The following is a 25,064-nucleotide window of genomic DNA, read 5'->3' as shown; positions in this document are numbered from 1 at the left end:
CGCTTCTGAGGTCCCCCCATCCGGATCCGCCTGAGTCAGGTCGAGCGGGCGAAGGACGCGAGCCGGGCGGCGAACGCGGTGACGCGGTCGCGCAGTTCGTCGGGGCGTTCGATCACGAACGGACGGTCGAGCGAGGCGAGCGTCGCGGGCAACCACTCGAGGCGCTCGGCCCGCAGCTCGACGCGCAGCCACCGTCCGTCGGTGCCCGTAGGGGGTTCGCACTCCTCCAGGGTGGCGATGCCGGCGGGCAGGCGGGCGCGGATCTGCTCGGGCGTGCCTTGGATCCGGACGGTCACCTCGTGCCGGTACTCGGCCGTGGCGAACCCCGAGAGCAGGCGTTGTGCGGGGGCGGAGCCCGCGGGCGCCTCGAACGTGCCGGGCAGGGTGCGGGCGTCCGCGACGCGGTCGAGTCGGAAGGTCCGGTCCTCGCCGATCCCGGCGTCCCTGCCCGTGACGTACCACCGGCCGGAATGAGCGACGACGCCGTACGGGTGCAGGGTGCGTTCGCTGCCCCGTCCGTCGCGGTCGGTGTAGCGGATCGAGACGGGGCGGCGGTGGCGCACCGCGTCGGTGACGGTGAGCAGGACACCGGTGTCCGGGGTGGCGGCCTCGCCCGGCCGGTCCGTGAAGTCGAGCGACTCCAGGAGCGCGTCCAGGCGGCGGGCGGTGTGCTTCGGCAGCACCCGCCGGATCTTGGCCGATGCCGTCTCGCTCGCCGTGTGCTCCGGCGTCAGCCCGGCCCGGCGGCCGGCGACGAGTCCGAGCAGCACGGCCAGCGCCTCGTCGTCGCTGAGCATGAGCGGGGGAAGCCGGTACCCGGGGGCGAGCCGGTAGCCGCCGTAGCGGCCGCGCACCGATTCCACGGGCACTTCGAGGTCGAGCAGCTGGTCCACGTACCGCCGCACGGTCCGTCCCTCGACCCCGAGCCGGTCGGCGAGCTCCGCCACGGTCCGGGTGCCGCCCGACTGCAGCAGTTCGAGGAGTGTCAGCACACGGCCGGTGGGTCCAGGCATGCGCACAGCCTAGGTGAATACAGGACCGATTCTGTCCCCTATTGCTCCTAGGCTGCGGAGTGCGGCGCCTCAGCAGCGCACAGCAGTCCTGACCAGCCAGGGAGATCACCATGGAATTCGTCTCGATCCGCATCATCACCGGCGACGTCGCACGTCTCGTCGAGTTCTACGAACGGGCCACCGGGCTGCGGGCGGTGCGGGCCACCGAGGACTTCGCAGAGATCAGGACCCCGCACGCCACCCTCGCGATCGCCGGCACCCGTACCGTCCCCCTGTTCGCCCCGGACTCCGCCCGCCCGGCGGCCAATCAGAGCGTGATCACCGAGTTCCTCGTCGACGACGTGGACCGCGTGCACCAGAGACTGACCGGGTACGTCACCGACTTCGTCACCGAGCCCACCACCATGCCCTGGGGCAACCGGTCGCTGCTGTTCCGCGACCCCGACGGCAACCTCGTCAACTTCTTCACCCCGGTGACCGCGGCCGCCATCGAGAAGTTCCGGAGTATCTAGCGCTCGCCGCCGGAGTGCGTTTCCGGCTCCTCCTCGCCGCGTGCGCGGGTGTCCCGGTCCGGCGCGTCGGCCAGCGGGCGTTCTTCCTCGGTCTCGTCGTCGCGTTCCCCCTCCGCCTGGGAGGGAGTCGTCCAGGGCGGGTCGTAGTCGGGACGGGATCCGGGCGCCTCGGGTGCCGTCTCGTCGTCCCGCTCGCCCTCGGCCTGGGACGGTGTGTGCTCATTCATCGGCTGACCTCCGCCAGATCGTCCGGCGTCAGGGGCGGCCCGGGTGCCCGACCCGCCGGCCGCCAAACGGTTCGCCGCACCGAAGAGGCCGGCCTTCACGGCCGAAGCCGGACCCGGACCCGGTCCCTATGGTCCGTCCTCCTCCGGCAGGTCGTCGCCCAGGGTCTTCGTCGGCGGCTCGAAGCGCACGCGGACCTTCTGGAAGCCCTTGAAGGTCTCGGTCTCGGCATACGACCGGTAGGCGCGACGGTCCCCCGGACTGAGCAGCACCCGGTCGGTGAACGGGGTCAGCAGACTGCGCGGCCAAAGACGCATCACACGGACCGAGCTCACCTCGGCCGTCGTCAGGAAGATCAGGGCGCCGAGGTACAGCCAGGCCAGCAGGCCGAGGACGATGCCGAACATGCCGTAGGTGGCCGTGGCGCCCCGCAGGACGTGGTCGACGTAGTACGAGCCGCCCCACTGCAGCAGCTGCCAGGCGCAGGCGCCGCCGAGCGTGGCGCCGTAGAGCCTTCGCGCCGGGAGCCGGCGGTGGGTCAGCACCCTGTGGGCGAGCAGGAGCAGAGCGGCGTTCAGGACGGTCGTCCCGAGCACGGCGCCGACCCGGATGCCGGTGGCGAGGCGGGTGCCGAAGACGCTGGCCGCGGACTCCGCGGCGGTCAGCCCGGTGGCCACGCACAGGCCGACCGCGAGGATCGACAGGAACAACAGGCCCTTCAGCCGTGAGCGCAGAGGGTCCGGCCGGGCGTGCCGGGGCACCGCCCAGATCTTGTTGAGGGCGTACTGCGCGGCCTGGGCCACGCCGAGCGCGCCGTAGATGCTGCCCGCGACACCCACCGCGAGCGCGGCACCGCTGCCGTGGAGGGAGTGGACGTTCTCGCCGATCTGGTCGCCGATGACGGGAAACTCGCTGAGCGCGGAGTCGATGACGCGCTGCCGCAGTCCGGGGTCGCCGTGGAGCAGCGTGCCCAGGACGGCGACGAGGATCAGCAGCAGCGGGAAGAGGGACAGGAAGGCGTAGTAGGCCAGCAGCGCCGCGAGGTAGGTGACCTGGTCGTCGTAGAACTTGTAGACCACCCCGAGCGGCAGGCCCACCCAGCGGTGGCGTCGCTGGTAGGCATCCACGCGGGCCAGAAATCCCATGGGTCCGCCCGACTCGAGGTCAGCTCGTCTCCGCCGGCCCGAGGGCCCCGAGCTGCGTGCACGCTTCCATCCACCTCACCCCTCCAGTCGCCGGCGTTCCGGCCCGACACCTTGGAGTACCCGTATGAGTGCAGGTCAAGCGGCCGCGACGCGAGCGGCTTCCCCGTCTTCGGGCGGGCGTTCCCGGCCACGGGACTCGGGTAACCCATCGCAGGTGCGGCCGTCTCGGTGTCCTGATGTCAGTGGCCACGCACCGCGCGCCCGCACGCCGCCCGCTGGAGGCCGACGCCGGCGGCGTGAGCCCCCGGCTGGTCGTCCGCGCCCGCACGGACGCGCCATCGACGCGGCCTTCGTGGCGGCGGCCTGGGGTCGACCGCCGCGTCCGCGCCGAAGGCGTCCCCGGTCAGCGGTAGTCGGGGTTGGGGGCGTCGAAGCGGCAGCCCGCGTCCCATTCAGAGCGCTGGTTGCCGTGGGCCGGGATGCCCTTGGCGCGCTTGAGCATGGCGGCCAGGTGCATGAGGTTCCAGGTCATGAAGGTCGTGTTGCGGTTGGTGAAGTCGTTCTCCGGGCCGCCCGAGCCGGGGTCCAGATACGAGGGCCCCGGTCCCGCCGGCCCGATCCAGCCGGCGTCGGCCTGCGGCGGGATGGTGTAACCGAGGTGCTGGAGGCTGTAGAGGATGTTCATCGCGCAGTGCTTCACGCCGTCCTCGTTGCCGGTGATCAGGCAGCCGCCGACGCGGCCGTAGTAGGCGTACTGGCCTTCGGCGTTGAGCAGACCCGAGCAGCTGTAGAGCCGTTCGATCACCTGCTTGGTGACCGAGCTGTTGTCGCCCAGCCAGATCGGCCCGGCGATGACCAGGATGTCGGCGGCCATGACCTTCTCGTACAGCGCCGGCCACTCGTCCGTCGCGAACCCGTGTTCGGTCATGTCCGGGTAGACGCCGGGGGCGAGGTCGTGGTCGACGGCACGGATCACATCCGTGCGCACTCCCCGCGACATCATGATCGCCCGGCTCTTGTCGATCAGGCCCTGGGTGTGGCTCTGCTGGGGTGACGGCTTGAGGGTGCAGTTGATGAACAGGGCGGTGAGGTCGTCGAAGCGATAGCTGTCGTCGGTAGCGTTCACGGTGACTCCTGGTGCGGGTGACTGCGGCCTCTGCCGGGTGGGGCGGTTTCAGCCGCAGCCTCTCGCGTGGATCTCCGTTTGTCGCGCTTTGTCGGTCATCCGTCATCATTCCGACCGATCTCGCGCGCCCTCGGCCGGCCGTCGGCCGTGGCCCGGTCAGTCGGTCTCCAGGCGGCGGACGTCCTCCTCGTCCCAGGTCCGGGTGTCGCGAGGCTGGGTGTAGGGCTCCCGCTCGGGCGGCAGACCGCCGGCGATGGCCCGCTGACGCACGCTCTCGGCGTCGAACTCCAGGCCCAGGAGGATCGCGAGGTTGCTGATCCAGAGCCAGACGAGGAAGACGATGACCCCTGCCATGGTGCCGTACGTCTTGTTGTACGAGGCGAAGTTGGCCACGTAGAACGCGAAGCCGGCGGAGGCGGCCAGCCAGATCAGCAGGGCCAGCAGGCTGCCCGGGGTGATCCACCTGAAGCCCTTGACCTTGGCGTTCGGGGTGGCCCAGTACAGGATCGCGATCATCACCGTCACCAGCAGGACGAGGACCGGCCACTTGGCGATCGCCCACACCGTCAGCGCGGTGTCACCGATGCCGAGTGCCTGCCCGGCCTGGCGGGCCAGCCCACCGGTGAAGACCACGATCAGCGCGCTGATCACCGCCAGCACCATGAGCACGACCGTCACCCCGACCCGTACCGGCAGTACCTTCCACACCGGCCGGCCCTCCGGCATGTCGTAGACGGCGTTCGCGGCGCGGATGAAGGCGGCCACATAGCCGGACGCCGACCAGATCGCCAGCACGATGCCGACCAGGGCCATCACCGAGCCGACCCCGGAGCTGTTCTGCAGCTGTTCCACCGCCCGGGTGATGATGTCGCGCGCCGAGCCGGGGGCCAGCTGTTTGAGGTTGGAGAGCACCCGGTCCGTGGCGGACTTGCCGGTGATGCCCAGCAGGGACACCAGCACCAGCAGAGCCGGGAACAGGGACAGTACCCCGTAGTAGGTCAGCGCCGCCGCCCGGTCGGTGAGCTCGTCGTCCTTGAACTCCTTCAGGCTGCCCTTGAACACCGCACCCCAGGCACCTTTCGGCATTTTCGTCGGGGTGTCGGGGGCAGCCCGTTCGACCTCCCCGTCCGGTCCTGCCTCCTGCGGCGAAGGCACCCGGGATTCCGGGTGGTCGTCGCGGTGGTCCTGATCTTTACGTCCCGGAAGATGCAGCTTCGCCATGCTCGCCGGGTAACCCGGCGACGCCGCCTCAAGCCGGGGTATCCGAAGGGACGGCATCCCGGGGCGACGTCCCTTGCCGGCTCAGGGCCGTGGCGTTTCCGGCGGATCCAGCGTGAACACCGTGATCCACTCGGCGTCCGCGGCGTGGTAGCCGAGTCCGACCAGGGCCTCGGAGGCGGCACGCATGTGCCCGGCGCCGTAGACGACGGCGATGGAGAAGGGTCCGGTGCGTCCCGCGTAGGCGGCGTCGAGGTCGGTCAGGGCCTTGGTCAGCAGCCGGTCCCGGCGTCGTAGCACCAGGTCGTCCAGGCCCGGCCAGAGGTCGGCCGCGGCCTCCTCCCCCTCGCTCATCAGGTCCTCCACGGTGAGGTGCCGGGCGAGCCAGCGGCGGGTCCCCAGCAGGCGCATGCCGGCCGTGACGGCGGGGACCAGGGTGGCCACCATCGCGCGTTCCTTCCACGGCAGGCGCCCGTACCCCTCCTGGAACCGGGCACCGCTCATGTCCGGGCACACCACCGGCAGCCCGAGCGCGTCGAAGTCGAGGTCCTGCACCACCAGACCCAGGCGTTCGTGACCGTCCAGCCGGCGGTACGAGGAGACGAGGGCCTCGGCGCCGGGCGAGCCCTCCCCGATGCCCTCCGCGACCACCAGGTCGCAGGTGCGGCGCAGCCGAGCCGCCACCTCCCGGTAGAAGGCCGCCTCCGCCAGATGGACCATGGGGAAGAGCACGAACGCCAGACCCGTCCCCGGCCGCACGAACCGGATCACGGCCGATCGCACCCCGGCCAGCCCGGTCACCTCGATGAACTGCACGCCCGCCCCCTCCGATGTCCGGCCTCTGCCTGTCATCACGCGAAAGAGCCCTCCGGAAGTTGCCGGGCGCCGGTCCGCGCACCCACCTGGGCGCGGGGCGCAGCAGACTCTTCGTCAGCTCGCCGCGCGGTGAGTACGATGATCGAATACTCGGCCCGTTCCGATACCCGCCCCGATGGAGCTGCCATGACGACCGGCCCCCAGTCCTCCGCCCGGATCGACACCGGCCGACCGCACCCCGCGCGGGTCTACGACTGGCTGCTCGGCGGCAAGGACAACTACCCGGTCGACGAGGCCGTCGGGGAGCGACTGCCCCCCGAGGCACGGGACGCGGCCCGGCAGAACCGGGCGTTCATGCACCGGGCCGCCGCGTGGCTCGCCGCACAGGGCATCGACCAGTTCCTGGACATCGGCACGGGGATACCCACCGAGCCGAACCTCCATCAGATCGTGCAGGAGATCGGGCCGGCGGCGAAGGTCGTCTACGCCGACAACGACCCGATCGTGCTGCGCCATGCCGAGGCGCTGCTGATCAGCCGCCCCGAGGGGGTCACCGACTACATCGAGGCCGACGTACGGCACCCGGAAGGCATCGTCGAACACGCCCGGCACGTCCTCGACTTCGACCGGCCCATCGCGTTGTCGCTCATCGCGCTGATGCACTTCATCACCGACGAGCAGGACGCCCACGGCATCGTCCGCAATCTGGTGGCGACGCTCCCGCCGGGCAGCTACCTGGTGCTGTCGCACGCCGCGTCGGACCTCTTCCCGGAGCTCGCCGAACGCGTCACGGCCGAGTACGCGAAGGGCGGCATCCAGCTCGGCTTCCGCACCCGCGCCGAGGTGGAGCGCTTCTTCGACGGTCTGGAACTCGTGCCGCCCGGCCTGGTCACCGCCACCGAGTGGGGACCCTCCACGCCGTCCGCGGAGGCGGAGGGCAGCGGCATCTACGCGGGTGTGGCCCGCGTCGGCTGAGACCTCAGTCGGCCAGGGTGGCGGCGAGTTTCCTGGTGGCGTCGACGACTTCGGCGTCCCCCTCGGCCAGCAGACGCGGGATCACGCCGCGTTGGGCCCTCACCGCGCTGCGGGCCGCGCACTCCCATTCGACGTGGTCGCCGTGATGACGGCGAAGCTTCGGATAGGCGGCGACGGCGCTCTCCCACTGACGGGCGTCGGCGATGTTGCGCAGGAGCCGGAGGATCTGCGCCCGACAGGTGGTCTGCGGGCGTTGCGCGAGGTCCCACAGGAAGGGGACCGTGACAGCGGTCGCCTGGCCGACGACGAAACCGTACTGGCAGATGCGGTGTTGCAGCCGCTCCAGCGCGTTGCGGGCGGCGGGCTCGTCGCCCGAGGCGACGGCGGCGAGCAGGAAGGGAATGGCAGCGGCCGACCCCGAGACGTCCTCGATGTCGCGCCAGCGGACCAGGCCGACGTCCCGGAGTCCTATGGGGAGCCTGCCCTCCGCCACCGGATACCGATCGCCGCGGACCTCGACTTGTGACGTCATGTCAGGCGGGCGCCTCTGTGGCCAGGATGGCCCAGACCGTCTTGCCCGTCGGGGTGTAGCGGGTCCAGCCCCAGTGCTGCGCGAGGGCCTCGACCAGGAACAGACCGCGTCCGTGCTCCTGGAAGGAGTCCGGGGTGTGCGGGCTCATGGGGACGGCGTCGCTCCGGTCGGTGACCGCGCACACCAGATGAGACGGCCGGCGCGTGAGCCTCAGGCGCACGTCGGACTCTCCTTCGTCACCCGCCCCACAGCGCCGGGCGTGCAGCATGGCGTTGGCCGTCAGCTCGGAGACGACTGTCAGGGCGTCGTCGACGCACCGGTCCAACCCCCAGTCGGTGAGCGCGCGTTCGGTGAACGCGCGCGCCTGGCCGCATCCGGTGAGACCACCGGACAGGCACAGCTGGACCGTCCTGGGTGCGGCGGACCGGGCGGTACCGGTGACTGCGGCCCGTCCCACCGGGAACGCAGTGGGACCGGACCAGGGTGCTGGGTGCGCTGGGAGCGACACGGCATCTCCTGAGGTGACGTCAGGACGGGGCGGCATGAAGGTCGGCGTCGTGGTTAGTATCCACCTTGACAGCGACTCCGTGCAATTTCACGAGAAATTGCGCGCAGTTCCAGCCAGCCAGCGCCACTTGGGACCGGGCCGCCTCGAAAGCGGGCGACCGCGTGGCGCGACACATGCGAGGAGAGAGCCGTGTCATCGATTCCGAACGGGGTGCGAGCCAGCTCACTGGACGTCCGCTGGCTCAAGAGCCGGCACAGCAACGCCGAGGGCAACTGTGTCGAGGTCGCGGCCCTGGCCGAGGGAGGGGTGGCGATGCGCAACTCACGTGACCCACATGGGCCCGCGCTGATCTACACGCCGGCCGAAGTGGCCGCGTTCCTCGCGGGCGTCAGGGACGGCGAGTTCGACCACCTGCTGTGACGGCACGGACGTAATCTCTTCGGCCTGCACCTACGGCAGGAGGCGCACAGATGCGATAATGCATACTGTTGCCCACTGCCCACTGGGAGTCAGGATGCCCTCCGAGTCACCCCGCGTCTCCCGCCTCGAACCGTACCTGGACCGCACCGAGCCGGCGCCGACCCTGCTGAAGATGCTGGTCGGCGTACAGCTGGCGGGCTTTCGCGAGGACGCGGGGCTCCAACAGGAACAGGCCGCCCGTGCTGTGGGGTTCAGCCCGGCGAAGCTGTCGCGCATCGAGGCGGGCAAGGGGCGCAGGCCGCCCACCGAGGCGGATGTGCGAGCCCTGCTGGAGCTCTACAAGACGGAGGAGTACGAGACCTCGGTACTGCTGCAACTGCTGCGGCGGGCCGGGGAACCGGGATGGTGGCAGCGCTTCGACAAGCGCCTGATGCCCGAGTGGTTCGACCGGCTGGTCGGACTCCAGGAAGCCGCCGACTCCATCCGTACGTTCGAGATCCAGTACGTTCCCGGACTGCTGCAGACTCCGGCCTACACCCGTGCCGTGGTGCAGCGCGGGCTGCCCTCCGCCCCGGCCCGCGAGGTGGAGCGACGCGTCGAACTGCGCATGAAACGGGCCGAGTTGCTGCGGCGGGCGGACCCGCCACAGCTGTGGGCGGTCGTCGACGAGTCCGTGCTGCTGCGCGTCCTGGGCAGCCGGGAGATCATGCGCGAGCAGCTGGAGCATCTGATCGCGGTGGCCCAACTGCCGCACGTGACGGTTCAGATCGTGCCGCTGGACGTGACCAACGCCTCCGCGCCGGCCATACCCGTCACCTATCTGCGCTTCGGCGGGCTCGACCTGCCGGACGTCGTCTACCTGGAGCACATCAAGAGCGCCACGTTCCTGGAGGACCGCGACGAGACGGAGCAGTACCGGGTGACGCTGGACCAATTGGCCGACGACGCCCTCGATCCCCGTCAGTCCCTGGCCCGCCTGCGCGAGACGGTCGAACAGCGCTACGGCGACGTGTGAGCCCTGCGGGCCGGCGGCGGCACAGCATGGCATGAGCCGCGCTCCGGTGAACGGCTACCGGATCCGGCCCAGGCCGCCGAACTCGATCCACTCCTGGGTGGCCTGGCGAGGAGCCACGTCGGTGTCGGGCCGCCAGGTGGACACCTCCACCAGACCCGGCTCGAGGATCTCCAGCCCCTCGAACCACACCGCGACGTCCTTCTCCTGCCGCACCCGGCCCCAGTGGCCCTGCGTCGCCTGGTCCATGAAGTTCGTGACGAAGTCCCGGACCTCCGCGTCCTCGCTGACCAGCTGACACATCAGCAGACAGCTGCCCGGCACGAGCCGTTCGGTCACCCTGTGCACCACCGCGAGGGGCCCGTCGGTCTCGCTGTCCGGGATGCAGTGGAACACCGAGTTGAACAGCACCGCCACCGGCTGCGAGAAGTCGATCAGCCGCTTGGTGTCCGGATGGGAGAAGATCTCCTCGGTGTCGCGGAGGTCGGCCTGGATGACGGCGGTGCGGTCGTTCTGGTCCAGCAGGGCGCGGCCGTGCACCAGGACCATCGGGTCGTTGTCGACGTACACCACCCGTGACTGCGGATCGATCCGCTGCGCGACCTGGTGCACGTTGTCCTGGGTGGGCAGACCTGAACCGTGGTCCAGGAACTGCCGGATGCCGTACTCCTTGGCCAGCTGTCCGACCGCCCGCTGCAGGAAGCGCCGGTTGTTCAGCGCCAGCGCCCGCGTGCTGGGCACCACCTTGTCCAGTTCCTCGCAGGCGGCCCGGTCCACGGCGTAGTTGTCCTTGCCGCCCAGGTAGTGGTCGTACATGCGCGCGGCCGTCGGAACCGTGGCATCGATCTTGGTGGACAGCCGCTTCCCGGACTCCATCGCTCCCCCAGCCGCAGGTCGCGCACCGAAGTCTCCGGCGCGCCAGGCAACCCATCCTAGGGAGAAGGCACTTGACTCGGCCACCTCCTTGGCCCGGCTGCCCCCTCAGATGTGGGAGGGGGCAGGCAATCGGCGTCCGGCCCCCCTCGCGGGACCTTCGGCCCACTGTGCGTGGCCCGGGCCGTCGCGAGGGTGGGGCCTGACGGGCACCGCGTGAGCGAACCCGAATGGTCCCGCGCGGTGGAGAGACCGCAGGGGGCTGCCATGACACCTGGACACAATCTCGCCGCGCGGCTGGGCGGCTGGAGCGCCCGTCATCGGGCCGTCGCCGTGGTCGGCTGGCTGGTCGTCGTCCTGGCGGCCACCCTGATCGGCTCCGCCGCGGGGCAGCAGCGCATGACCGACCAGCAGTACGCCACCGGCGACACCGCCCGGGCCTGGCGGCTGCTGGACCGCAACGGGCTGCTGCCGCCCGCCCGCGAGATGGTGCTGGTGCACAGCGACACCCACCTCGCCACCGCGGCCGGATTCAGGGCCACCGTGCGGCAGCTGACGAACGGTCTGCGGGCCACCGGCGAGGTGACCGATCTGCGCGACCCCTACACGGCCGGTCTGGTCTCCCGCGACCGGCACAGCGTGCTGGTGGAGTTCTCCATGACCGGCAAGGCCGGCACCGCCTACCAAAGGGTCGAGCCGGTCCTGCGCTCGGTCGACCGGGTACGGGCCGCCCACCCCGACCTGCGCGTCGAGCAGTACGGCCAGGCGAGCGGCAGCAAGTGGTTCCAGGACACCGTCCTCAAGGACTTCCACCGCGCGGAGTGGACGGCGATCCCGCTGGCGCTCGGCATCCTGCTCGCCGCCTTCGGCGCCCTGCTGGCCGCGACGCTGCCGGTGCTGCTGGCGATGACCGCCTTCTTCGCCGCCGACGGCCTGCTCGCCGTGATCAGCCACCGCATGCACGTGGACGACACCACCAGTTCGGTGGTGCTGCTCCTGGGCCTGGCGGTCGGCGTCGACTACTGCATGTTCTACCTGCGCCGGGAGCGCGAGGAACGGGCCAACGGGCGGGACCCGGCCACCGCCCTGCGGATCGCCGCCGCGACCTCGGGGCGGTCGGTACTGGTCTCCGGCCTGACCGTGGTGGTGGCGATGTCGGGCATGTTCCTGTCCGGCATGCTGCTGTTCGACGGGTTCGCGGTGGGCACGATCCTGGTGGTGCTCGTCGCCATGCTGGGCTCGGTGACCGTACTGCCCGCCCTGCTGTCCGTGCTCGGCGACCGCGTGGAGCTGGGGCGGATCCCCGGTCTGGGACGGCTGCGCCGGCCCCGGGGCGGCAGCCGGGTGTGGGGCGCGATCCTGCGCCGGGTGCTGGCCCGTCCGGCGGTGTCGGCCGTGGCTGCCGGAGCGTTCCTCCTCCTGCTGGCCACCCCCGTGCTCGGCATGCACACCGAACGGCTCAGCCTGGACAAGCAGTTGCCGTCGGACACCGCCATCATCCAGACCTACCGGCACATCGGTGCCGCCTTCCCCGGCGGGGCCGGCCCGGCCCAGGTCGTGGTGGAGGCGGACGACGTGCGGGCCCCGGCTGTACGCGCGGCGCTTACCGACTTCACGGCGGCCGCCCTGCGCACCGGGCTGGTCAACCGGCCCGTCCAGACCACCGTCCACCAGCGGCAGAACGTCGTCGAGATCAGCGTGCCGCTCGCGGGCAGCGGGTCCGACGACACCTCGCGCCGTGCCGTGCGGGCCCTGCGCGCCGACGTACTGCCCTCGACGCTGGGCAAGGTGCGGGGGGTGGAGGCGCACGTCGCCGGTGACCTGGCCTTCTCCATGGACTTCAACGACCGGTTGCGGCGGAGCATCGCGCCGGTGGTGGCGTTCGTGATGGCGGTCGCCTTCCTGGTGATGCTGGTGTCGTTCCGGTCGGTGACCATCGCCGTGGTGTCGATCCTGCTCAACCTGCTGTCGGTGGCGGCCTCCTTCGGCGTGATGGTCGCGGTCTTCCAACACGGCTGGGGCGCCGGGTTGTTCGGCACGCACGGCGTGGGCGCGATCGAGTCGTGGCTGCCACTGTTCGCGTTCGTCATCCTCTTCGGGCTGTCGATGGACTACCACGTGTTCGTGGTCTCCCGGATCCGCGAGGCGCACGACTCCGGTCTGCCGACCCGGCAGGCGGTCACCCACGGCATCCGCAGCACGGCCGGAGTGGTGACCAGCGCGGCGGTCATCATGGTGGCGGTGTTCGCCGTACTGGCCACCCTGTCGATGCAGGACTTCAAGCAGATGGGTGTCGGGCTCGGCGTGGCCATCCTCCTCGACGCGACCGTCGTACGGGGTGTGCTGCTGCCGTCGGTGCTGTCGCTGCTGGGCGAACGGACCTGGTATCTGCCCCGTCGACTGTCGTGGCCGCGGGGTGGCGGGGACAACACCGACGGCCCGGCCGTTCGAGGCTCGTGAGCGGCCACGCCGAGCAGCGGTCAGGTGTCGCGCCGGGCGGTGAAGTCGTGCGTTCCCGGGCCCAGTCCGGAAATGGTCACCCTTCCGTCGACGACACCGACCCCGTCGGTCGCGGCGTGGCGTCCGTCCCACAGCGTGCGGCCGCGGGCCCGCACGGTCAGCCGTCGGCCGTCCCCCGGCAGGACGAGCGTGCCCCGCGTCTCCTTCGGCACGTCGAGAACGATGTGGAAGGTTCTCCCGGAGTTCTGCCAGGCGACCCGCAAAGCGCCGTGCGGAGTGGGTAGTTGGCCTTGCGCCCAGGCGACGTCGCCCGGTTGCGGACGCACCTCCCAGGTGGCGTATCCGGGTGAGGTCGGTCCCGCCCCCAGCAGATGGTGGGTCAGGGCCGGCAGGACACCGGTGGACCAGCCGTGCGCCATGCTGGTGTAGGCGTCCTCGTACAGGGATCCGCCGGGGCCGACGCCCTCCCAGTTCGTGATGCCGGGGTCGTGCCCGTCCATCCACCCGTAGGTGCGCCGGATCTGGTCGAGGGCGGAGTCCGTACGCCCGGTGCGGAAACGGGCCACGATCTCCGGGTACGACGTGAAGGCGTACACCCGCTGGGCCGCGCCGTCGAAGAGCGTGTCGTTGTCCATGAACGCGTTGCCGTAGGGCAGTCGGGTGGTGGCGTCGAGATGAGCGAGGGCCGATGCCGCGCGCCCGGCGTCGGCGACGCCCGCGGTGACGGCGAGGGCGTTGCCGTCCTGGGCGTGGCGCGCGGGCCCGGTGGCGGAGTCCAGGTAGGCGCCCGCGTCGGCGTCCCACAGATGCGTGTTGACCGCGTCCGTGACCGCCTCGGCCCGGTCCGTCCAGCGGGCCGCGTCGGATTCGTGGCCCAGCAGCCGGGCGAGCCGGGCGGCGTCCCTGAGGGCCTGGACGTACAGGACGTTGTAGTAGGTGACCCGGCCGGTACGGCCCAGGAACGCGTAGTCCCCGTATCCGCCGGTGCCGTTGAGCCCCTTGCTGAGCAGGCCGGTCTCGTCGGTGACGCCCGGGTACCAGGTGTCCAGCACCTTCCGCAGGTTCGGGTGGTAGCGGGCCGCGTAGGCCCGGTCCCCGGTGTACAGCACGTAGTCCCAGCTGCAGGTGACCCACCACAGGGGATAGTCGAACAGCGGGAGGGTGTAGGAGGAGATGGAGGCGGGCGGTATCCAGCCGTCGGCGCGCTGGTGGTCGGCCAGATCGGCGAGCACGTTGCGTGCGGCGGCCGCCGCGTCGTCGTGGGTGAGGTACAGCGTGCGCCCCGAGACGGCCAGATCGCCCACGTACGGGTCGCGGTCGCGTTTGGCCCCGTCGTGCAGGACGAGCCTGCCTTCGAGCGAGGCGCTCCAGGCGCCCCGCGGATCGACGTCGTCCTGGCGGAAGGTGTCGGTGACGAGTTCGTTGGTGTAGGCGGCGCCGTACCAGTAGCGGTTGAGGTCGTCGTCGGAGCAGAGGAACCATCCGCGGTAGGTGCCGGGTGTGCCCCGGTAGGCGGTGAAGTCCAGGCTGACGGAGTCGATCCCGACCGTCCCCCAGGGCTGGGCCGCGGGCGCGTCGGACGCCAGGGCGTCCAGGGTGATCCGCAGGTAGCGGAAGCCGTGCAGGCCGTCGGCATAGACCTTGTCGCCCGCCTGGAAGCCCTTGTGGTCGGTCCAGTCCGCGCCCTGCGGCGGCACGGCGAACTGGTCGGTGCCCTGGCCCGCGCCGCCGGACTGGTCGGAGCGGGTGAAGTCGGAGCGGTCGGTGAGGAAGCGCCGGGTCTCGGAGAACGCGAGGCGCACTCCCGGCGCGTTGTCGGAGGCGGAGGTGAAGCGGACGCGCGGGTACCCGACGACGACCTTGCCGAAGTCCACCGTGACGCCGGGCGGCGGCGCCGGTGGTTCGACCGGCTCGGGCCACACCTCGTTGATCCTGGTGAACGCTCCGCGCGGAGTGTCCTGGACGGCGGTCACGGTGATCCGGACCCGGCTCGCCGGTACCGGGGTGGAGAAGGGCACCGCCCGCTGGATGACATCGTTGTCGGAGACCGTGGCGGCGGTCGTCCAGGCGCCGTCCGCCCACACGTCGACCGTGAACGCGGTGGGCACCCCGTCACTGTTGGAGATCACCGTGATCCCGGACAGCTGCCGGGTCTCGGGCAGCGTGATGGTGAGGACGTCGGGGAAGGCGGCCGGGGTGTCGTCGTTCCAGAAGGTGTCGGGATCACCGTCGACGGCGTTGGTGGCGTCGTAGGTGCGCGGTCGCCCGTCGTTGCCGTTGTTGCCGGCGTGCGCGCTCGAGGCCTCGGCCGTGGTACCCGCCGGCCAGCGGGGCGCGGGGGCGGGCCGCGGGCGGCGCAGCACGGTGACGGCGCCGCCGGGCTTCAGCAGCGCGTCCGGGTCGTGTACGTCGCCGGTGGCGTCGAGCACCCGCTCGGGCCGTACGGTGCGGGACGCGGGCCCGTGCACATAGCGCTGCCAGCCGGTCCCCGGGCGCGGGGCTGCGGTCGTGGTGCCCGCGTCGGGTGCCGCGGCGGCGGGGGCCGTACCCGGGGGGCCGATGGTCAGGGCTGCGGCCGCGGTGCCCGCCGCGATGACGGCGCGGCGGCGCGGGCCGGGTGGTACGGAGTTCTCCGACGTGCTGCTCGATGTCATGGCACCTCGTCCTCGAGAGCGGCTTCTGGCCCCTCGGTGCATTGAAACGATTCAATACGCCGAGGCAGGGCGACGCTATCCCATGACCCGAACCGCGTACAGACACCGCGCAACTTCTCTGTCCGGACGAGGCGTTGGCCGTACCAGGACCGCCGCCGGTCCGGCCCGGGGACGACGGCGCGTTCCCGGCGCGCCCGTGCTCAGCGCGCGATGCGGTGCCTCCAGCCCCCTCGGCGGAAACGCACGGCGGCGTAGGCGAGATCCGCGAGCAGCACGATCGCGCCGATGATCAGCAGGTAGAACAGGCCGTGTGCGGCGAATCCGATGATGCCCAGGACGAGGGCCACGAGGACGAGGAAGAGAAAGAGGCTCATCAGTGCTCCCGGCGACTTGGGTGGATCACTGGTGTCAGCGGCGGGCGAGGCGGCGTTCGCCGCCGCTTCCCGGCACGTAGTCGAGTTCGTAGTGCGCGAAGATGTCGGGCTCGTCCGAGGCCGGCAGCTCACCGTCGGTGTCGATCGTGGGGGCCTTCCTCACCACGTCCCTGGGATGGACGATCTTGAGATAGCCCGGTCCCACGGTCGCGCCGGACAGCGGCGCGAAGACCAGGCGCCGGCGCGTGGGAAGGCCCACGGTCACCGTCGCGAAGTAGGGCTGGTCGGTCGCGGTGTCCACGTAGATCGCCTCCAGGACACCGATCTTGTGCCCGTTCGGGTCGACCACGTCGTGGCCACGCCATTCACGGATGTCGCTTGCCTCGAACATCATGAACCTCCGCCTTGGGGGTACCCCGGACAACTCTGCCGATGTCTCGCCGGACGTCTCGTCCGCTGACTTGGACCCGCGTCCCCGGCCGCTGTGACGGCCGGCCGTGCCGCAGGGCCTCAGTCGCCGGAGTCGATGCCCGTGATCACCGCCGGCCCGAGTGGCGCACTGCCCTCGTCGAGCCCGACGGAGTCCAGGGCCGCCTCCGCGTACCGGCGGGCCTCCCGTTCGGCCTCCGGGCCGCTGGCCGCGTCGACCGTGACGCGGACGGTGAAGGTGCCGTCGTCGTTGACGGTGAGGACGTCGAGATCCTCCGCGTTGCCCATGTGCGTGTGGTGCGGGTCCGCCGGGCGCAGGGCCCGGGCGAGTTCGGCCTGTGTCTGTTGCCCGGCGTCGCCGGTGAACGTCCCCGGCACCGAGATGACGTACGTCGTCACTGTGTCTCCTCCCTCGGTCCCTTTTCCGTCTACCCCGGTCCGCTGTCAAGATCCCCGGCGCTTCCACTGTCGCCCGTCGGCGCCGGGTTCGCCGCCCGGGACCGGTGTCAGAGCCCCGTGAGAGCGTGGGGAGACCGGCACCGTGCGCGTAGAGCCGAGGAGGGCGGCGCCATGGCCGACGTCGACGCGCAGTTCCTGCGCGGCCTGTTCGACGAGGAGGGCAGCCTGCACGCGGGCGGCCGCACTGCGCTGTACCGGCTGTACGGCCTGGAGGGTCTGCTGTATGTCGGGATCTCCGTGGCCCCGCTCACCCGCGTGCGCACCCACTTGCGGGAGCAGCCGTGGCGATCACTTGTGGTCGGGATACAGATCGACTACCCGGAGGACGCGGAGGCCGCCGAGCGCGAGGTCGTGTGGAGCGAGCACCCCAAGTACAACGTGATCTTCAACGGCGTGCGTCCGCCCCCTGCTTTTGACCGTGTCGCCCGGCTGCGGAACGAGTTGTCCGTCGAGCGGCGGCGGTTGGCGGAGTTCGAGGCTGCCGTGCCCGAGTCGACGACCCACCTCCGGCTGATCGTTCGCGCGATCGAGGCGAGGAAGGCCAGGATCGCCAGGCTGCTGGCACGCATCGGGGAGGCCGAGGCCGGGCGCCACGAGCTCCCGGAGCAGGTGAGGCGGGTCGAATGACCGCCTCGGCGCCCTTCCGGGCAGAACGATCGGCACCGGTCCGAGCCGGCCGCGCTTTCGCCGTCCGCGGACCGGATGCAGCATGGAAGTGCCGCTGGTCGGAACCCGGGAGTTCGGCGTGGCCGGAAAGCAGCGCCTGATTCCACGGACGGTGGAGGTGGTTTCCGGATGACAGCCGATTCGTTCCCGGCCGAAGGGGATGCGCACGGCATCGACACACCCCCACCCACCCGGCTGCTGGACGTCCTGAGCGTGGCCGCGACGGTCGTCGACGCCGACGGGCGCATCGTGTTCTGGACCCCGCAGGCCGAGGAGCTCTTCGGGTACAGCGCGCAGGAGGCGCTGGGGAAGTACGCCGCCCGGCTGTTCATCCACCCCGAGCACCTCAAGGCCGTGGTCAGGCTGTTCACGGAGGTGCTGGAGACGGGCCGGAGCTGGGCGGGCGCCTTCCCCATCCGGCACAAGGACGGCAGCACCCGGCTGATGGAGTTCCGCAACATGCGGCTCCAGGACGATCTCGGGGACCTCTACGCTCTGGGCATCGCCGCCGACCACAACCTGCTGCAGCGGGTCGAGACCGACCTGGCGCTGTGCGAGAAGCTGATCGACCAGTCGCCGATCGGCCTGGCCCTCCTCGACCCCGACCTGCGGCACGTCCTGGTCAACCCGGCGCTGGCACGCATCGACGGCATGCCCGCCGAGGACCATGTCGGCCGCGGGCTGCGGGAGACCCTGCCGCTGCCCGACATCGACACCATCGAGTCCGCGCTGCGCCGGGTGCTGACCACCGGCATGCCGCTGCTCGACCAGTACCACGTGGGCCGTCTCTCGGTCGACGCCGAGCACGACCGCGCCTGGTCGCTGTCCTTCTACCGGCTGGAGGACCCCGGCGGGCGGGTCCTGGGCGCGGCACTGTCGGTCGTCGACGTCACCGAACGGCACCGTGCGGCGGCCGAGGCCGACCGGGCCCGGCGCCGGCTCGCGCTGATCGCCGACGCCTCCGTGCGAGTCGGCACCACGCTGGAGGTGGAGGAGACCGCCCGGGAACTGGCCGAGATCACGGTTCCCCAGCTCGCCGACGTGGTCGCCGTGGACATCCTCGACTCGGCGCTGGCCTGCCGCCGCTCGCGCAGGCCCGACGACGGTCCCGAACTCTTCCGCGCCCTCGCGCTCAAGGCGGCCCATCCGTCCGAGGCGCTGCGCGCCGCCGACCCTCCGGGCGGCCTCGCGGCCTACGACGGGGACCGGCTGGTCACGCTGTGCGTCCACTCCGGCCGCCCGGTGCTGGTGCGGCACGTCGACGCCCAGGACCTGCCGCGCATCGCCCGGGACGCCGAGGCCGGGTCGCTGCTGGCCCGCGCCGGGGTCCACTCCTACCTCGCGGTGCCGCTGATCGCCCACGGCGAGGTGATCGGTGCGCTCGACCTCAAGCGCACCAGCAACCCGATCCCCTTCGACGAGGACGACGTCGTCCTCGCCACCGAACTGGCCGGACGCGCGGCCGTGGCCATCGACAACGCCCGCTGGTTCCAGAGCGTGCGCAACACCGCCCTCACGCTGCAGCGCAGCCTGCTGCCCGACCATCCGCCCGAGCACTCGGGCCTGGAGCTCGCCTCCCGCTACCAGCCCGCCCAGGCCACCAGTGAGGTCGGCGGCGACTGGTACGACGTCATTCCGCTGAGCGACGAAAAGACGGCCCTGGTCGTCGGGGACGTCATGGGCAACGGCATCGACGCGGCCGCCACCATGGGCCGGCTGCGCACCGCCACCTGCGCCTACGCCGACCTCGACCTCGCCCCCGCCGACGTGCTCCAGCACCTCGACAAGATCACCTGCGATCTGGAGCACTACATCGTCACCTGCCTCTACGCCGTGTACGACCCCCGCACGAGGCTGTGCCGACTCGCCAACGCCGGGCACATGCCACCCGCGGTCGCCCACCCCGGCCGCGCCCCGGAACTGCTCGACCTGCCGTCCGGCGCGCCGCTCGGCGTCGGCGGCATCCCCTTCGAGGCCTCCACCGTCCGGCTAGACCCCGGTGACCTGCTGGTGCTCTACACCGACGGCCTCGTCGAGACCCGGCACCACCCCATCGACGACCGGCTCGACGCCCTCTTGAGCTTCCTCGACGAGCCCCAGCGTCCCCTCGAGGAAACCTGCGACCTCCTGCTCTACGGTCTGCGGCACCCCGACGACCACGACGACGTCGCACTGCTGATCGCCCGGGCCGTCTAGGGCCTGTCGTTTGGATCAGGTCGGCCGCAGGAAATCGTGCGTTCCGGCGGACCCGAGCGGGGTCTGGTGCGTGCGGCTGCCAGGCGGAGGAGGGAGTCGACGCGATGGGGGCCCCCGCTCGAGCGAAGCCGAGAGTGGGGGAGTCGGCGAGTGACGACAACGCGGCAGATGCGCGTGCCAGGGCCCGCGACGCCGAGTTGATCCAAACGACAGGCCCTGGCCGTCTGGGCAGGACACCCGCTTGCTCGTGACCTGGGCCGACGTGGCGCCGGTTCAGCCGAGGCGTGCCCCGACGTCGCCGTTGACCGTGGTCATCGTCATGTCGGGGCCCCGGCCCGCCTCGCTCGTGGGCACCTCCGTGATGGCGCGGCCGTTGTCGGTGTCCGCCGTCACGCGGTAGGCGGGGGCGCCGTGCGGAACGGTGACGTCGACCGAGCCGTTGGTGGTCGTCGCCGTCACGCTCGACGGTGCCGTGGCGCAGGCGAGGACCACGTCGCCGTTGGTGGTCGCCGCGCGTACCCGCTGCGCGTCGAGGTCCGTCGCGTGCACCGACCCGTTGCGGGTGGCCAGTCGTACGGACGCGTCCTTGCGTCCGGAACGGGTCACCGTCATGTCGCCGTTGACGGTCGTCAGGTCCAGTGCGGCGGCGACTCCGGCGGCGTCGATGCCGGCGTTGCGCGCGCTGACGGTGACGCTCAGGCCGTCCGGCACCTTCACATAGGGCATGCGCGGGCACGAGCCGTCGGTCCGGGCCCCGTCGCGGCACGAGAGATCCAGGGTCCAGGTCCGTCCCCTGTGCGACCACTCGGCGTCGACGCGGTCGTCGACGGTGACCCGGTGGCCGTCGGTGGGGCGCAGCCGTAAGCCGTTGTCGGTGGTCACGACGAGGCGGCTGCCCGGTGCGTCGGTCGCGGAGGTTGCCGCCGTGGCCACGGCCGGGGATGCGGCGTTTCCGTGGTGGCCGCACGCCGCGCCGGCGGGGAGCACGGTCAGGGTGACGGCCAGGGACAGGACTCGCCTTCTCGACGTCGCCTTCATGGTCGTACGGCTTCCCCCGCATCGCGTCCTCATGGCCACCACCCCCCGGCGCGGCCCGCGTCCCGTCGTGATTGGCTTGCCCCCATCACCGCGACCGATACGCGGTCTTCGACGGACAGAAGGACGTTGCAGCCATGAGCCAGGCGTACGAGTACAAGGTCGTCACCTTCCGGGAGTCGCTCATCGGCGACGCGCTGGACAGCGACAAGCTGGAGAAGACGCTCAACAAGCAGGCGGAGGACGGCTGGCAGCTGAGGGCCATCACCTCCGCCGACGTCAAGGGCCGCATCGGTCCCGGGGCGGTGGAGGGCCTGCTCCTGACCTTCGAACGGCCCCGCGCGTAACTGCGGGTCATCGGGCGGTCATCGCCGCAACAGTTCGAGCAGCGGTGCCGCGGGCAGGGGGTGGCGGGTGTCCCCGCGCGGGCCCGTCGTCGTGTTCGCGGTCAGCAGTGAGTCCAGGACGGCCTCCTCCACCGCGTCGAGGACCGCGGTGAACAGGGGGTCGAGAGCGTCGTCGGGTACGGCGGCGGGGCCGGCGGGCGTACTCAGCGGGCGGGTGCCGAACGCGATCCCGTAGTCGCCGCTGCCGTGGCCGTACGCGGCGCCGGCCCTGGCCAGTGCGTACACCGACCGCCGGGCGAGCCGGGTCAACTGGCGCGCGTCCAGGGGCGCGTCGGTCGCGGCCACGACCATGCAGGAGCCCTGCGCCGGGCCGGGTTCCGGGGTGGGGAGGCCGACGTCGGCGGGGGTGACCGGGCGGCCCTGGACGCGCAGGGTGCCGTCGAAGTTGGCCTGCACCAGGACGCCGAGGGTGGCCCGCCGACCCGCGAGCGGCACCCGGCGGGAGGAGGTGCCGATGCCGGACTTGAAGCCGAGCGCGACCGTCCCGGTGCCCGCGCCGACGCATCCCTCGGCGACCGGCCCGCCGGTGGCGGTGTCGAGGGCGGCGCGGACGTGTTCCTCGCGCACCGGGCGGGAGCGGATGTCGGACAGCAGGCCGTCGTTGCACTCCCCCACCACCGGGTTCAGGCTGCGGACCGTCGCCGCCTCGGTCCGTTCCAGCATCCAGCCGACCAGGGCGTCGGCGACCCGGAAGGCGGACAGGGTCGAGGTGAGCAGGATCGGCGTCTCCAGGGCGCCGAGTTCGGCGATCTGCGTGGTGCCGAGCAGCTTGCCGTAGCCGTTGCCCGCGAACACGCCTGCCGGCAGCGGGCTCGCGGGGCCGACGCCGTCGGGCACGATCGCGGTCACGCCGCTGTGGACCCGCGGGGGCCGCATCAGTGTCGTGTGACCGACACGGACGCCGGGCACGTCCGTGAGCGCGTTGTGGCGCCCGGTGGGCAAGTCCCCCACGCCCAGGCCCAGTTCACGGGCCCTGCGCGGGACTTCGGGTGACGGGGGCGGATCCGGTGCGGGCACGCGCATGACCGGCACACTAGCGCCGCCGCCCGGCACCCGTGCGGCACGACGCCGCTCAGTCGTCGACGAACTGCCGCAACTTGTCGGCGGTGCCGTTGAACTTGTCGTGGTCACCGACCGTCTGCCCCGACGAGGTGTACTGCCACATCGTGTACGACGACCAGCCCGCCGGCAGTTCCCCCACGGACGAGGCGTACCGGGCGACCCACAGGGGGTTGGAGCCGAAGCCGGCGTAGTCGCCGGTGCAGCTCGACCACCAGGAGGCGGAGGTGTAGATGACGGCGTCGCGGCCGGTGCGGGAGCGGTAGCGGTTGAGGAAGTCACGGATCCACGTGACCATGCCGCTGTCGGACTTGCCGTAGCAGGAGTCGCCGTAGGGGTTCCACTCGATGTCGAGGGCGCCGGGCAGGGTCCGTCCGTCGCCGGACCAGCCGCCGCCGTGGTCGACGAAGTAGTCGGCCTGTGCGGTGCCGCTGCCGGAGTCGGGGGTGGCGAAGTGGTAGGCGCCGCGGATCATGCCGGTGTCGTGGGCGCCGCCGTACTGCTGGTCGAAGTAGGGGTTCTGGTAGGACGTGCCTTCGGTGGCCTTCGTGTAGGCCCATTTGACGCCGTTGCTCCACAAGGTGGACCAGGTGACCTCGCGCTGGTGGCTGGAGACGTCGACGCCCTCGGCGTGGACGGCGCGTGTCATGGGCGGGGAGCTGTCGGGACTGCCGGCGATTCCGTCGTGGGCCATGACGCCGATGCCCATGTAGGCGGTGCCGCGCTCGGGTATGGACTCGGCGGAGGCCGGGGTGGCCGTCAGGGCGGACAGGACGGCGAGGAGGCCGGTCAGGGCGGCGACGAGACGTCGGCGCGCGCGGCCGTGCTGAGCGGATATGGATCTTCGCATGCCATCCATCTGACCCTCGGCGGCGGGACACCGCACGTCACGTTCGCCCTGGCGTGGCAGGTCCCCTCTCGCCGCTGCGGAGCGCCCGGCGTTCATCCGCCCCGCAGCCAGGCCCGGGTGCCGAACGACGTGCACGCCCGGGCGGCCGTGGCGGCGGAGGCGTGCAGCGCCTCGGCGAAGCCCTCTGCCGTGATCCGGCCTCGCGGCGCGAGGTGATGGGCGAGGGCACCGTGCAGGACGTCGCCCGCGCCCAGGGTGTCCACGACGCGGACCGGCGGCACGTCCACCGTTCCCCCGCCGTCGGGGCCCTGCCACACCACGGGCTGCCCTCCCCCGGTGACCGCGGTCCAGGGGACACCGAGCTCCCGCAGGAACCGCAGGGTGTCGGCCGGTGTGCGCGTTCCCGGCGGCCGGAAGTCGGCCGAGCAGACGGCCACGTCGATCGACGACAGCAGCGTCGGCGTCCCCTCCTTCCAACTGCCGCCGTCGAACAGGGTGGTTCGGCCGGCCGCCCGGGCGCGGCGGGCGGTGGCCACCGCCAGTTCCATGTGGTGGCCGTCGAACTCGACGAGATCGCAGTCGGCCACCAGCGCGTCGAGGTCGGCGGGCGGCGCGAGACGGCGGCCGGTCGCGTTGGTGGAGGCGACCGCCCGGTCCCCGGTCGACGCGGTCACCAGGACGGACGACACGGCGGGCGGTTCGGCCGAGTCGGCCGCGAGGTCGGACACGGTCACGCCGAGCCGGCGCAGGTCCGCCGCGACGGCGAGGCCCAGCGGATGGGCGCCGACGGCGGTCAGCAGTCTGGCCGAGCCGCCGAGATGGCTGAAGGCCACGGCCGCGTTCGCCGCCGGGCCGCCTGCGCAGACCTCCTGCCGACGGGCCGTCAGCTTCTCGTTGGGGCCCGGTGTGCGATCGACGAGCTGGATGACGTCCAGCGTGCACAGGCCGACGAACAGTCCCGCGGGACGCCTCTCGTCACCGGCTCCACCCACCAGCACCTCCTGCCGCCCGGGCACGGCGTCAGTGTACGAAGCGGCGTCGGGCCAGGGCCCGGGACGACACCCCGAGCGGCGCGGTTGCCGGGCGTCCGCCCGCCAGTGGCGGACACCGTGGCCGCCTCCGGCCGTCACGGCTCCTTGGTCTCGGATTCGAGTGCGGCCCGGGTGGCCGCGCCGTAGACGCCGGACTCGTCCTGGAGGATGACGCGGGTGAACTGGTAGCCGCGGACGGCGTTCTCCACGTCGCGGTCGAAGTTGCCGTCGGCGGCACCGTCGTAGTAGCCGACCTGCTTCAGCCGCAGCTGTAGTTCGACGACTTCCGGCCCCCTGTCGCCGTAGCGCAGGACGGGTGGGCGGCCGCCGGACTCGCTCGGTGCGGGGGCTCCGGTGGCCGTGCCGGTGCCGGTGGGTGTGCCGCTCGGGGTGCCCGAGCCGGTGGGGGTGGCCGGGCCGCCGGTCGCGGTGGCGCTGGGCGAGGAACTCGGGGTCGTGGACGGCGACGCCGAGGGCGCCGTGGTCGACGGCTGCCCGGAAGCCGGACCGCTTGCCGAGGGCCGCTGGTCCGGCAGGCCCGCCCGCACGCCGTCCGACACGGAGTCCTTCCGTGCGGGGCTGTCGTACCAGAAGATGCCCCCGACGACTCCGCCCGTCACGAGGACGGCCGCCGCGGCGCCCACGCCCGTCACCAGCAGCGCCCGGGACCGCCGACGGGCCGGGGCCGCGTCGGCCGGCGACGGCGGGAGCGGCTCCGTCGGCTCGGCACCTGCCGCGAGCAGATCGTCGAACTCCCCCGGAATGTCGGGGTGTTGTGGTGCTCCGTCGGCGCCGGACTCGTCGCCCGGTCCGGATACGACGTCTATCTCGACGTACGGCCGTATGCGCACCGGGTCGAAGTCCTCCGCGGCCGCCGCCTCGGCCGTGCGCGTCTCGCTGCGGACGTCGGCGGCGCGGACTGTGCAGGAGCAGGTCGGAGTGCCGTCCGCCGCCCGGGGTTTGCCGCACTCCGGGCAGCCGGAACCCGCCTGTTCACTCACACGTGCTTCCTCTCCGTACCAGCTCCAGATCCTAGACAGGATTCCCACACGGAATCTTCAAGATCTCC

General features: G+C 71.7%; 26 protein-coding genes. 8 read left to right on the top strand and 18 right to left on the bottom strand.

Annotated features, from left to right (window positions below; translation table 11 throughout):
* Positions 1 to 35: 35 nt before the first annotated feature.
* Positions 36 to 1,013: a helix-turn-helix transcriptional regulator gene (locus ACQF4J_RS42920; protein WP_427168210.1), complete on the bottom strand. Its 978-nt coding sequence runs from the start codon at positions 1,011 to 1,013 to the stop codon at positions 36 to 38.
* A 110-nt stretch (positions 1,014 to 1,123) separates the two neighbouring features.
* On the opposite strand from ACQF4J_RS42920, the gene ACQF4J_RS42915 reads away from it, so the two are divergent.
* Entirely contained in the window at positions 1,124 to 1,525 is a 402-nt protein-coding gene (locus tag ACQF4J_RS42915; protein WP_351581246.1) for a VOC family protein, read from the top strand.
* Here ACQF4J_RS42915 and ACQF4J_RS42910 read toward each other — a convergent pair.
* From ACQF4J_RS42910 to ACQF4J_RS42890, 5 genes are all read right to left on the bottom strand, one after another.
* On the bottom strand, positions 1,522 to 1,752 hold the full coding sequence (locus ACQF4J_RS42910) for a hypothetical protein (RefSeq protein ID WP_351805627.1): 231 nt from the start codon (positions 1,750 to 1,752) through the stop codon (positions 1,522 to 1,524). The genes ACQF4J_RS42915 and ACQF4J_RS42910 overlap by 4 nt on opposite strands.
* Before the next feature lie 126 nt (positions 1,753 to 1,878).
* Entirely contained in the window at positions 1,879 to 2,895 is a 1,017-nt protein-coding gene (locus ACQF4J_RS42905) for a YihY/virulence factor BrkB family protein (protein ID WP_351805629.1), read from the bottom strand.
* A gap of 403 nt (positions 2,896 to 3,298) precedes the next feature.
* Positions 3,299 to 4,021 carry a flavodoxin family protein gene (locus ACQF4J_RS42900; RefSeq protein WP_351805631.1) on the bottom strand — a complete coding sequence of 241 codons (723 nt, stop codon included), beginning with the start codon at positions 4,019 to 4,021 and terminating at the stop codon, positions 3,299 to 3,301.
* A 156-nt stretch (positions 4,022 to 4,177) separates the two neighbouring features.
* On the bottom strand, positions 4,178 to 5,242 hold the full coding sequence (locus ACQF4J_RS42895; protein WP_351581260.1) for a YihY/virulence factor BrkB family protein: 1,065 nt from the start codon (positions 5,240 to 5,242) through the stop codon (positions 4,178 to 4,180).
* An 81-nt stretch (positions 5,243 to 5,323) separates the two neighbouring features.
* Entirely contained in the window at positions 5,324 to 6,055 is a 732-nt protein-coding gene (locus ACQF4J_RS42890; RefSeq protein WP_351805633.1) for a hypothetical protein, read from the bottom strand.
* Between the two features lie 186 nt (positions 6,056 to 6,241).
* On the opposite strand from ACQF4J_RS42890, the gene ACQF4J_RS42885 reads away from it, so the two are divergent.
* Positions 6,242 to 7,030: an SAM-dependent methyltransferase gene (locus ACQF4J_RS42885; RefSeq protein ID WP_351581264.1), complete on the top strand. Its 789-nt coding sequence runs from the start codon at positions 6,242 to 6,244 to the stop codon at positions 7,028 to 7,030.
* Positions 7,031 to 7,034: 4 nt separating this feature from the next.
* On the opposite strand, the gene ACQF4J_RS42880 is transcribed toward ACQF4J_RS42885, so the two are convergent.
* Positions 7,035 to 7,562: a hypothetical protein gene (locus ACQF4J_RS42880; RefSeq protein ID WP_351581266.1), complete on the bottom strand. Its 528-nt coding sequence runs from the start codon at positions 7,560 to 7,562 to the stop codon at positions 7,035 to 7,037.
* A 1-nt stretch (position 7,563) separates the two neighbouring features.
* Positions 7,564 to 8,019, bottom strand: coding sequence for an ATP-binding protein (locus ACQF4J_RS42875; protein ID WP_351581268.1), 456 nt, complete (start codon positions 8,017 to 8,019; stop codon positions 7,564 to 7,566).
* Between the two features lie 249 nt (positions 8,020 to 8,268).
* Between ACQF4J_RS42875 and ACQF4J_RS42870 the strand changes: the two genes are divergently transcribed.
* Both ACQF4J_RS42870 and ACQF4J_RS42865 read left to right on the top strand, forming a co-directional pair.
* Entirely contained in the window at positions 8,269 to 8,490 is a 222-nt protein-coding gene (locus tag ACQF4J_RS42870) for a DUF397 domain-containing protein (protein ID WP_058928632.1), read from the top strand.
* A gap of 94 nt (positions 8,491 to 8,584) precedes the next feature.
* Entirely contained in the window at positions 8,585 to 9,505 is a 921-nt protein-coding gene (locus ACQF4J_RS42865) for a helix-turn-helix domain-containing protein (RefSeq protein WP_351581270.1), read from the top strand.
* A 54-nt stretch (positions 9,506 to 9,559) separates the two neighbouring features.
* Here ACQF4J_RS42865 and ACQF4J_RS42860 read toward each other — a convergent pair whose 3' ends face one another.
* Complete coding sequence (locus tag ACQF4J_RS42860; protein WP_351581272.1) at positions 9,560 to 10,378, bottom strand: SAM-dependent methyltransferase; 819 nt, start codon at positions 10,376 to 10,378, stop codon at positions 9,560 to 9,562.
* 264 nt (positions 10,379 to 10,642) lie between these two features.
* On the opposite strand from ACQF4J_RS42860, the gene ACQF4J_RS42855 reads away from it, so the two are divergent.
* Positions 10,643 to 12,835, top strand: a complete 2,193-nt coding sequence (locus ACQF4J_RS42855; protein WP_427168209.1) for an MMPL family transporter — start codon at positions 10,643 to 10,645, stop codon at positions 12,833 to 12,835.
* Positions 12,836 to 12,855: 20 nt separating this feature from the next.
* Here ACQF4J_RS42855 and ACQF4J_RS42850 read toward each other — a convergent pair whose 3' ends face one another.
* From ACQF4J_RS42850 to ACQF4J_RS42835, 4 genes are all read right to left on the bottom strand, one after another.
* Positions 12,856 to 15,489 (bottom strand): alpha-L-rhamnosidase C-terminal domain-containing protein, encoded by a 2,634-nt coding sequence (locus ACQF4J_RS42850; protein WP_427168208.1) that lies wholly within the window; start codon positions 15,487 to 15,489, stop codon positions 12,856 to 12,858.
* Between the two features lie 200 nt (positions 15,490 to 15,689).
* A complete protein-coding gene (locus ACQF4J_RS42845) occupies positions 15,690 to 15,863 on the bottom strand; it encodes a hypothetical protein (RefSeq protein ID WP_351581278.1) in 174 nt (57 codons plus the stop codon).
* A 34-nt stretch (positions 15,864 to 15,897) separates the two neighbouring features.
* Complete coding sequence (locus ACQF4J_RS42840; protein WP_351581309.1) at positions 15,898 to 16,254, bottom strand: PRC-barrel domain-containing protein; 357 nt, start codon at positions 16,252 to 16,254, stop codon at positions 15,898 to 15,900.
* A 119-nt stretch (positions 16,255 to 16,373) separates the two neighbouring features.
* The gene (locus tag ACQF4J_RS42835; protein ID WP_351581280.1) at positions 16,374 to 16,691 is read right to left on the bottom strand and encodes a hypothetical protein; all 318 of its coding nucleotides are present in this window, start codon (positions 16,689 to 16,691) and stop codon (positions 16,374 to 16,376) included.
* 171 nt (positions 16,692 to 16,862) lie between these two features.
* Here ACQF4J_RS42835 and ACQF4J_RS42830 point away from each other — a divergent pair, with 171 nt between their 5' ends.
* Together ACQF4J_RS42830 and ACQF4J_RS42825 are read left to right on the top strand one after the other, a co-directional pair.
* Positions 16,863 to 17,378: a GIY-YIG nuclease family protein gene (locus tag ACQF4J_RS42830; protein ID WP_351805639.1), complete on the top strand. Its 516-nt coding sequence runs from the start codon at positions 16,863 to 16,865 to the stop codon at positions 17,376 to 17,378.
* Positions 17,379 to 17,546: 168 nt separating this feature from the next.
* Positions 17,547 to 19,613 carry a SpoIIE family protein phosphatase gene (locus ACQF4J_RS42825; RefSeq protein ID WP_351581283.1) on the top strand — a complete coding sequence of 689 codons (2,067 nt, stop codon included), beginning with the start codon at positions 17,547 to 17,549 and terminating at the stop codon, positions 19,611 to 19,613.
* Between the two features lie 273 nt (positions 19,614 to 19,886).
* On the opposite strand, the gene ACQF4J_RS42820 is transcribed toward ACQF4J_RS42825, so the two are convergent.
* A complete protein-coding gene (locus ACQF4J_RS42820) occupies positions 19,887 to 20,651 on the bottom strand; it encodes a DUF4097 family beta strand repeat-containing protein (RefSeq protein ID WP_427168207.1) in 765 nt (254 codons plus the stop codon).
* A 134-nt stretch (positions 20,652 to 20,785) separates the two neighbouring features.
* Between ACQF4J_RS42820 and ACQF4J_RS42815 the strand changes: the two genes are divergently transcribed.
* Positions 20,786 to 20,995, top strand: coding sequence for a DUF4177 domain-containing protein (locus ACQF4J_RS42815; RefSeq protein ID WP_351805643.1), 210 nt, complete (start codon positions 20,786 to 20,788; stop codon positions 20,993 to 20,995).
* Between the two features lie 18 nt (positions 20,996 to 21,013).
* Here the strand turns inward: ACQF4J_RS42815 and ACQF4J_RS42810 are convergent, their stop codons facing one another.
* From ACQF4J_RS42810 to ACQF4J_RS42795, 4 genes are all read right to left on the bottom strand, one after another.
* Complete coding sequence (locus ACQF4J_RS42810; protein WP_351805645.1) at positions 21,014 to 22,078, bottom strand: P1 family peptidase; 1,065 nt, start codon at positions 22,076 to 22,078, stop codon at positions 21,014 to 21,016.
* A 49-nt stretch (positions 22,079 to 22,127) separates the two neighbouring features.
* A complete protein-coding gene (locus tag ACQF4J_RS42805; RefSeq protein ID WP_427168206.1) occupies positions 22,128 to 22,964 on the bottom strand; it encodes a lysozyme in 837 nt (278 codons plus the stop codon).
* Between the two features lie 92 nt (positions 22,965 to 23,056).
* A complete protein-coding gene (locus ACQF4J_RS42800; protein ID WP_351581294.1) occupies positions 23,057 to 23,980 on the bottom strand; it encodes a PfkB family carbohydrate kinase in 924 nt (307 codons plus the stop codon).
* A 110-nt stretch (positions 23,981 to 24,090) separates the two neighbouring features.
* Complete coding sequence (locus ACQF4J_RS42795) at positions 24,091 to 24,996, bottom strand: peptidoglycan-binding domain-containing protein (RefSeq protein WP_351581296.1); 906 nt, start codon at positions 24,994 to 24,996, stop codon at positions 24,091 to 24,093.
* Between the last annotated feature and the right edge of the window lie 68 nt (positions 24,997 to 25,064).

The sequence above is a fragment of the Streptomyces sp. C1-1 genome (assembly GCF_050214755.1).
Taxonomy (GTDB): domain Bacteria; phylum Actinomycetota; class Actinomycetes; order Streptomycetales; family Streptomycetaceae; genus Streptomyces.
The sequence above is the reverse complement of the archived record's forward strand: the minus strand, read 5'-3'. Positions and strand labels throughout refer to the sequence as shown.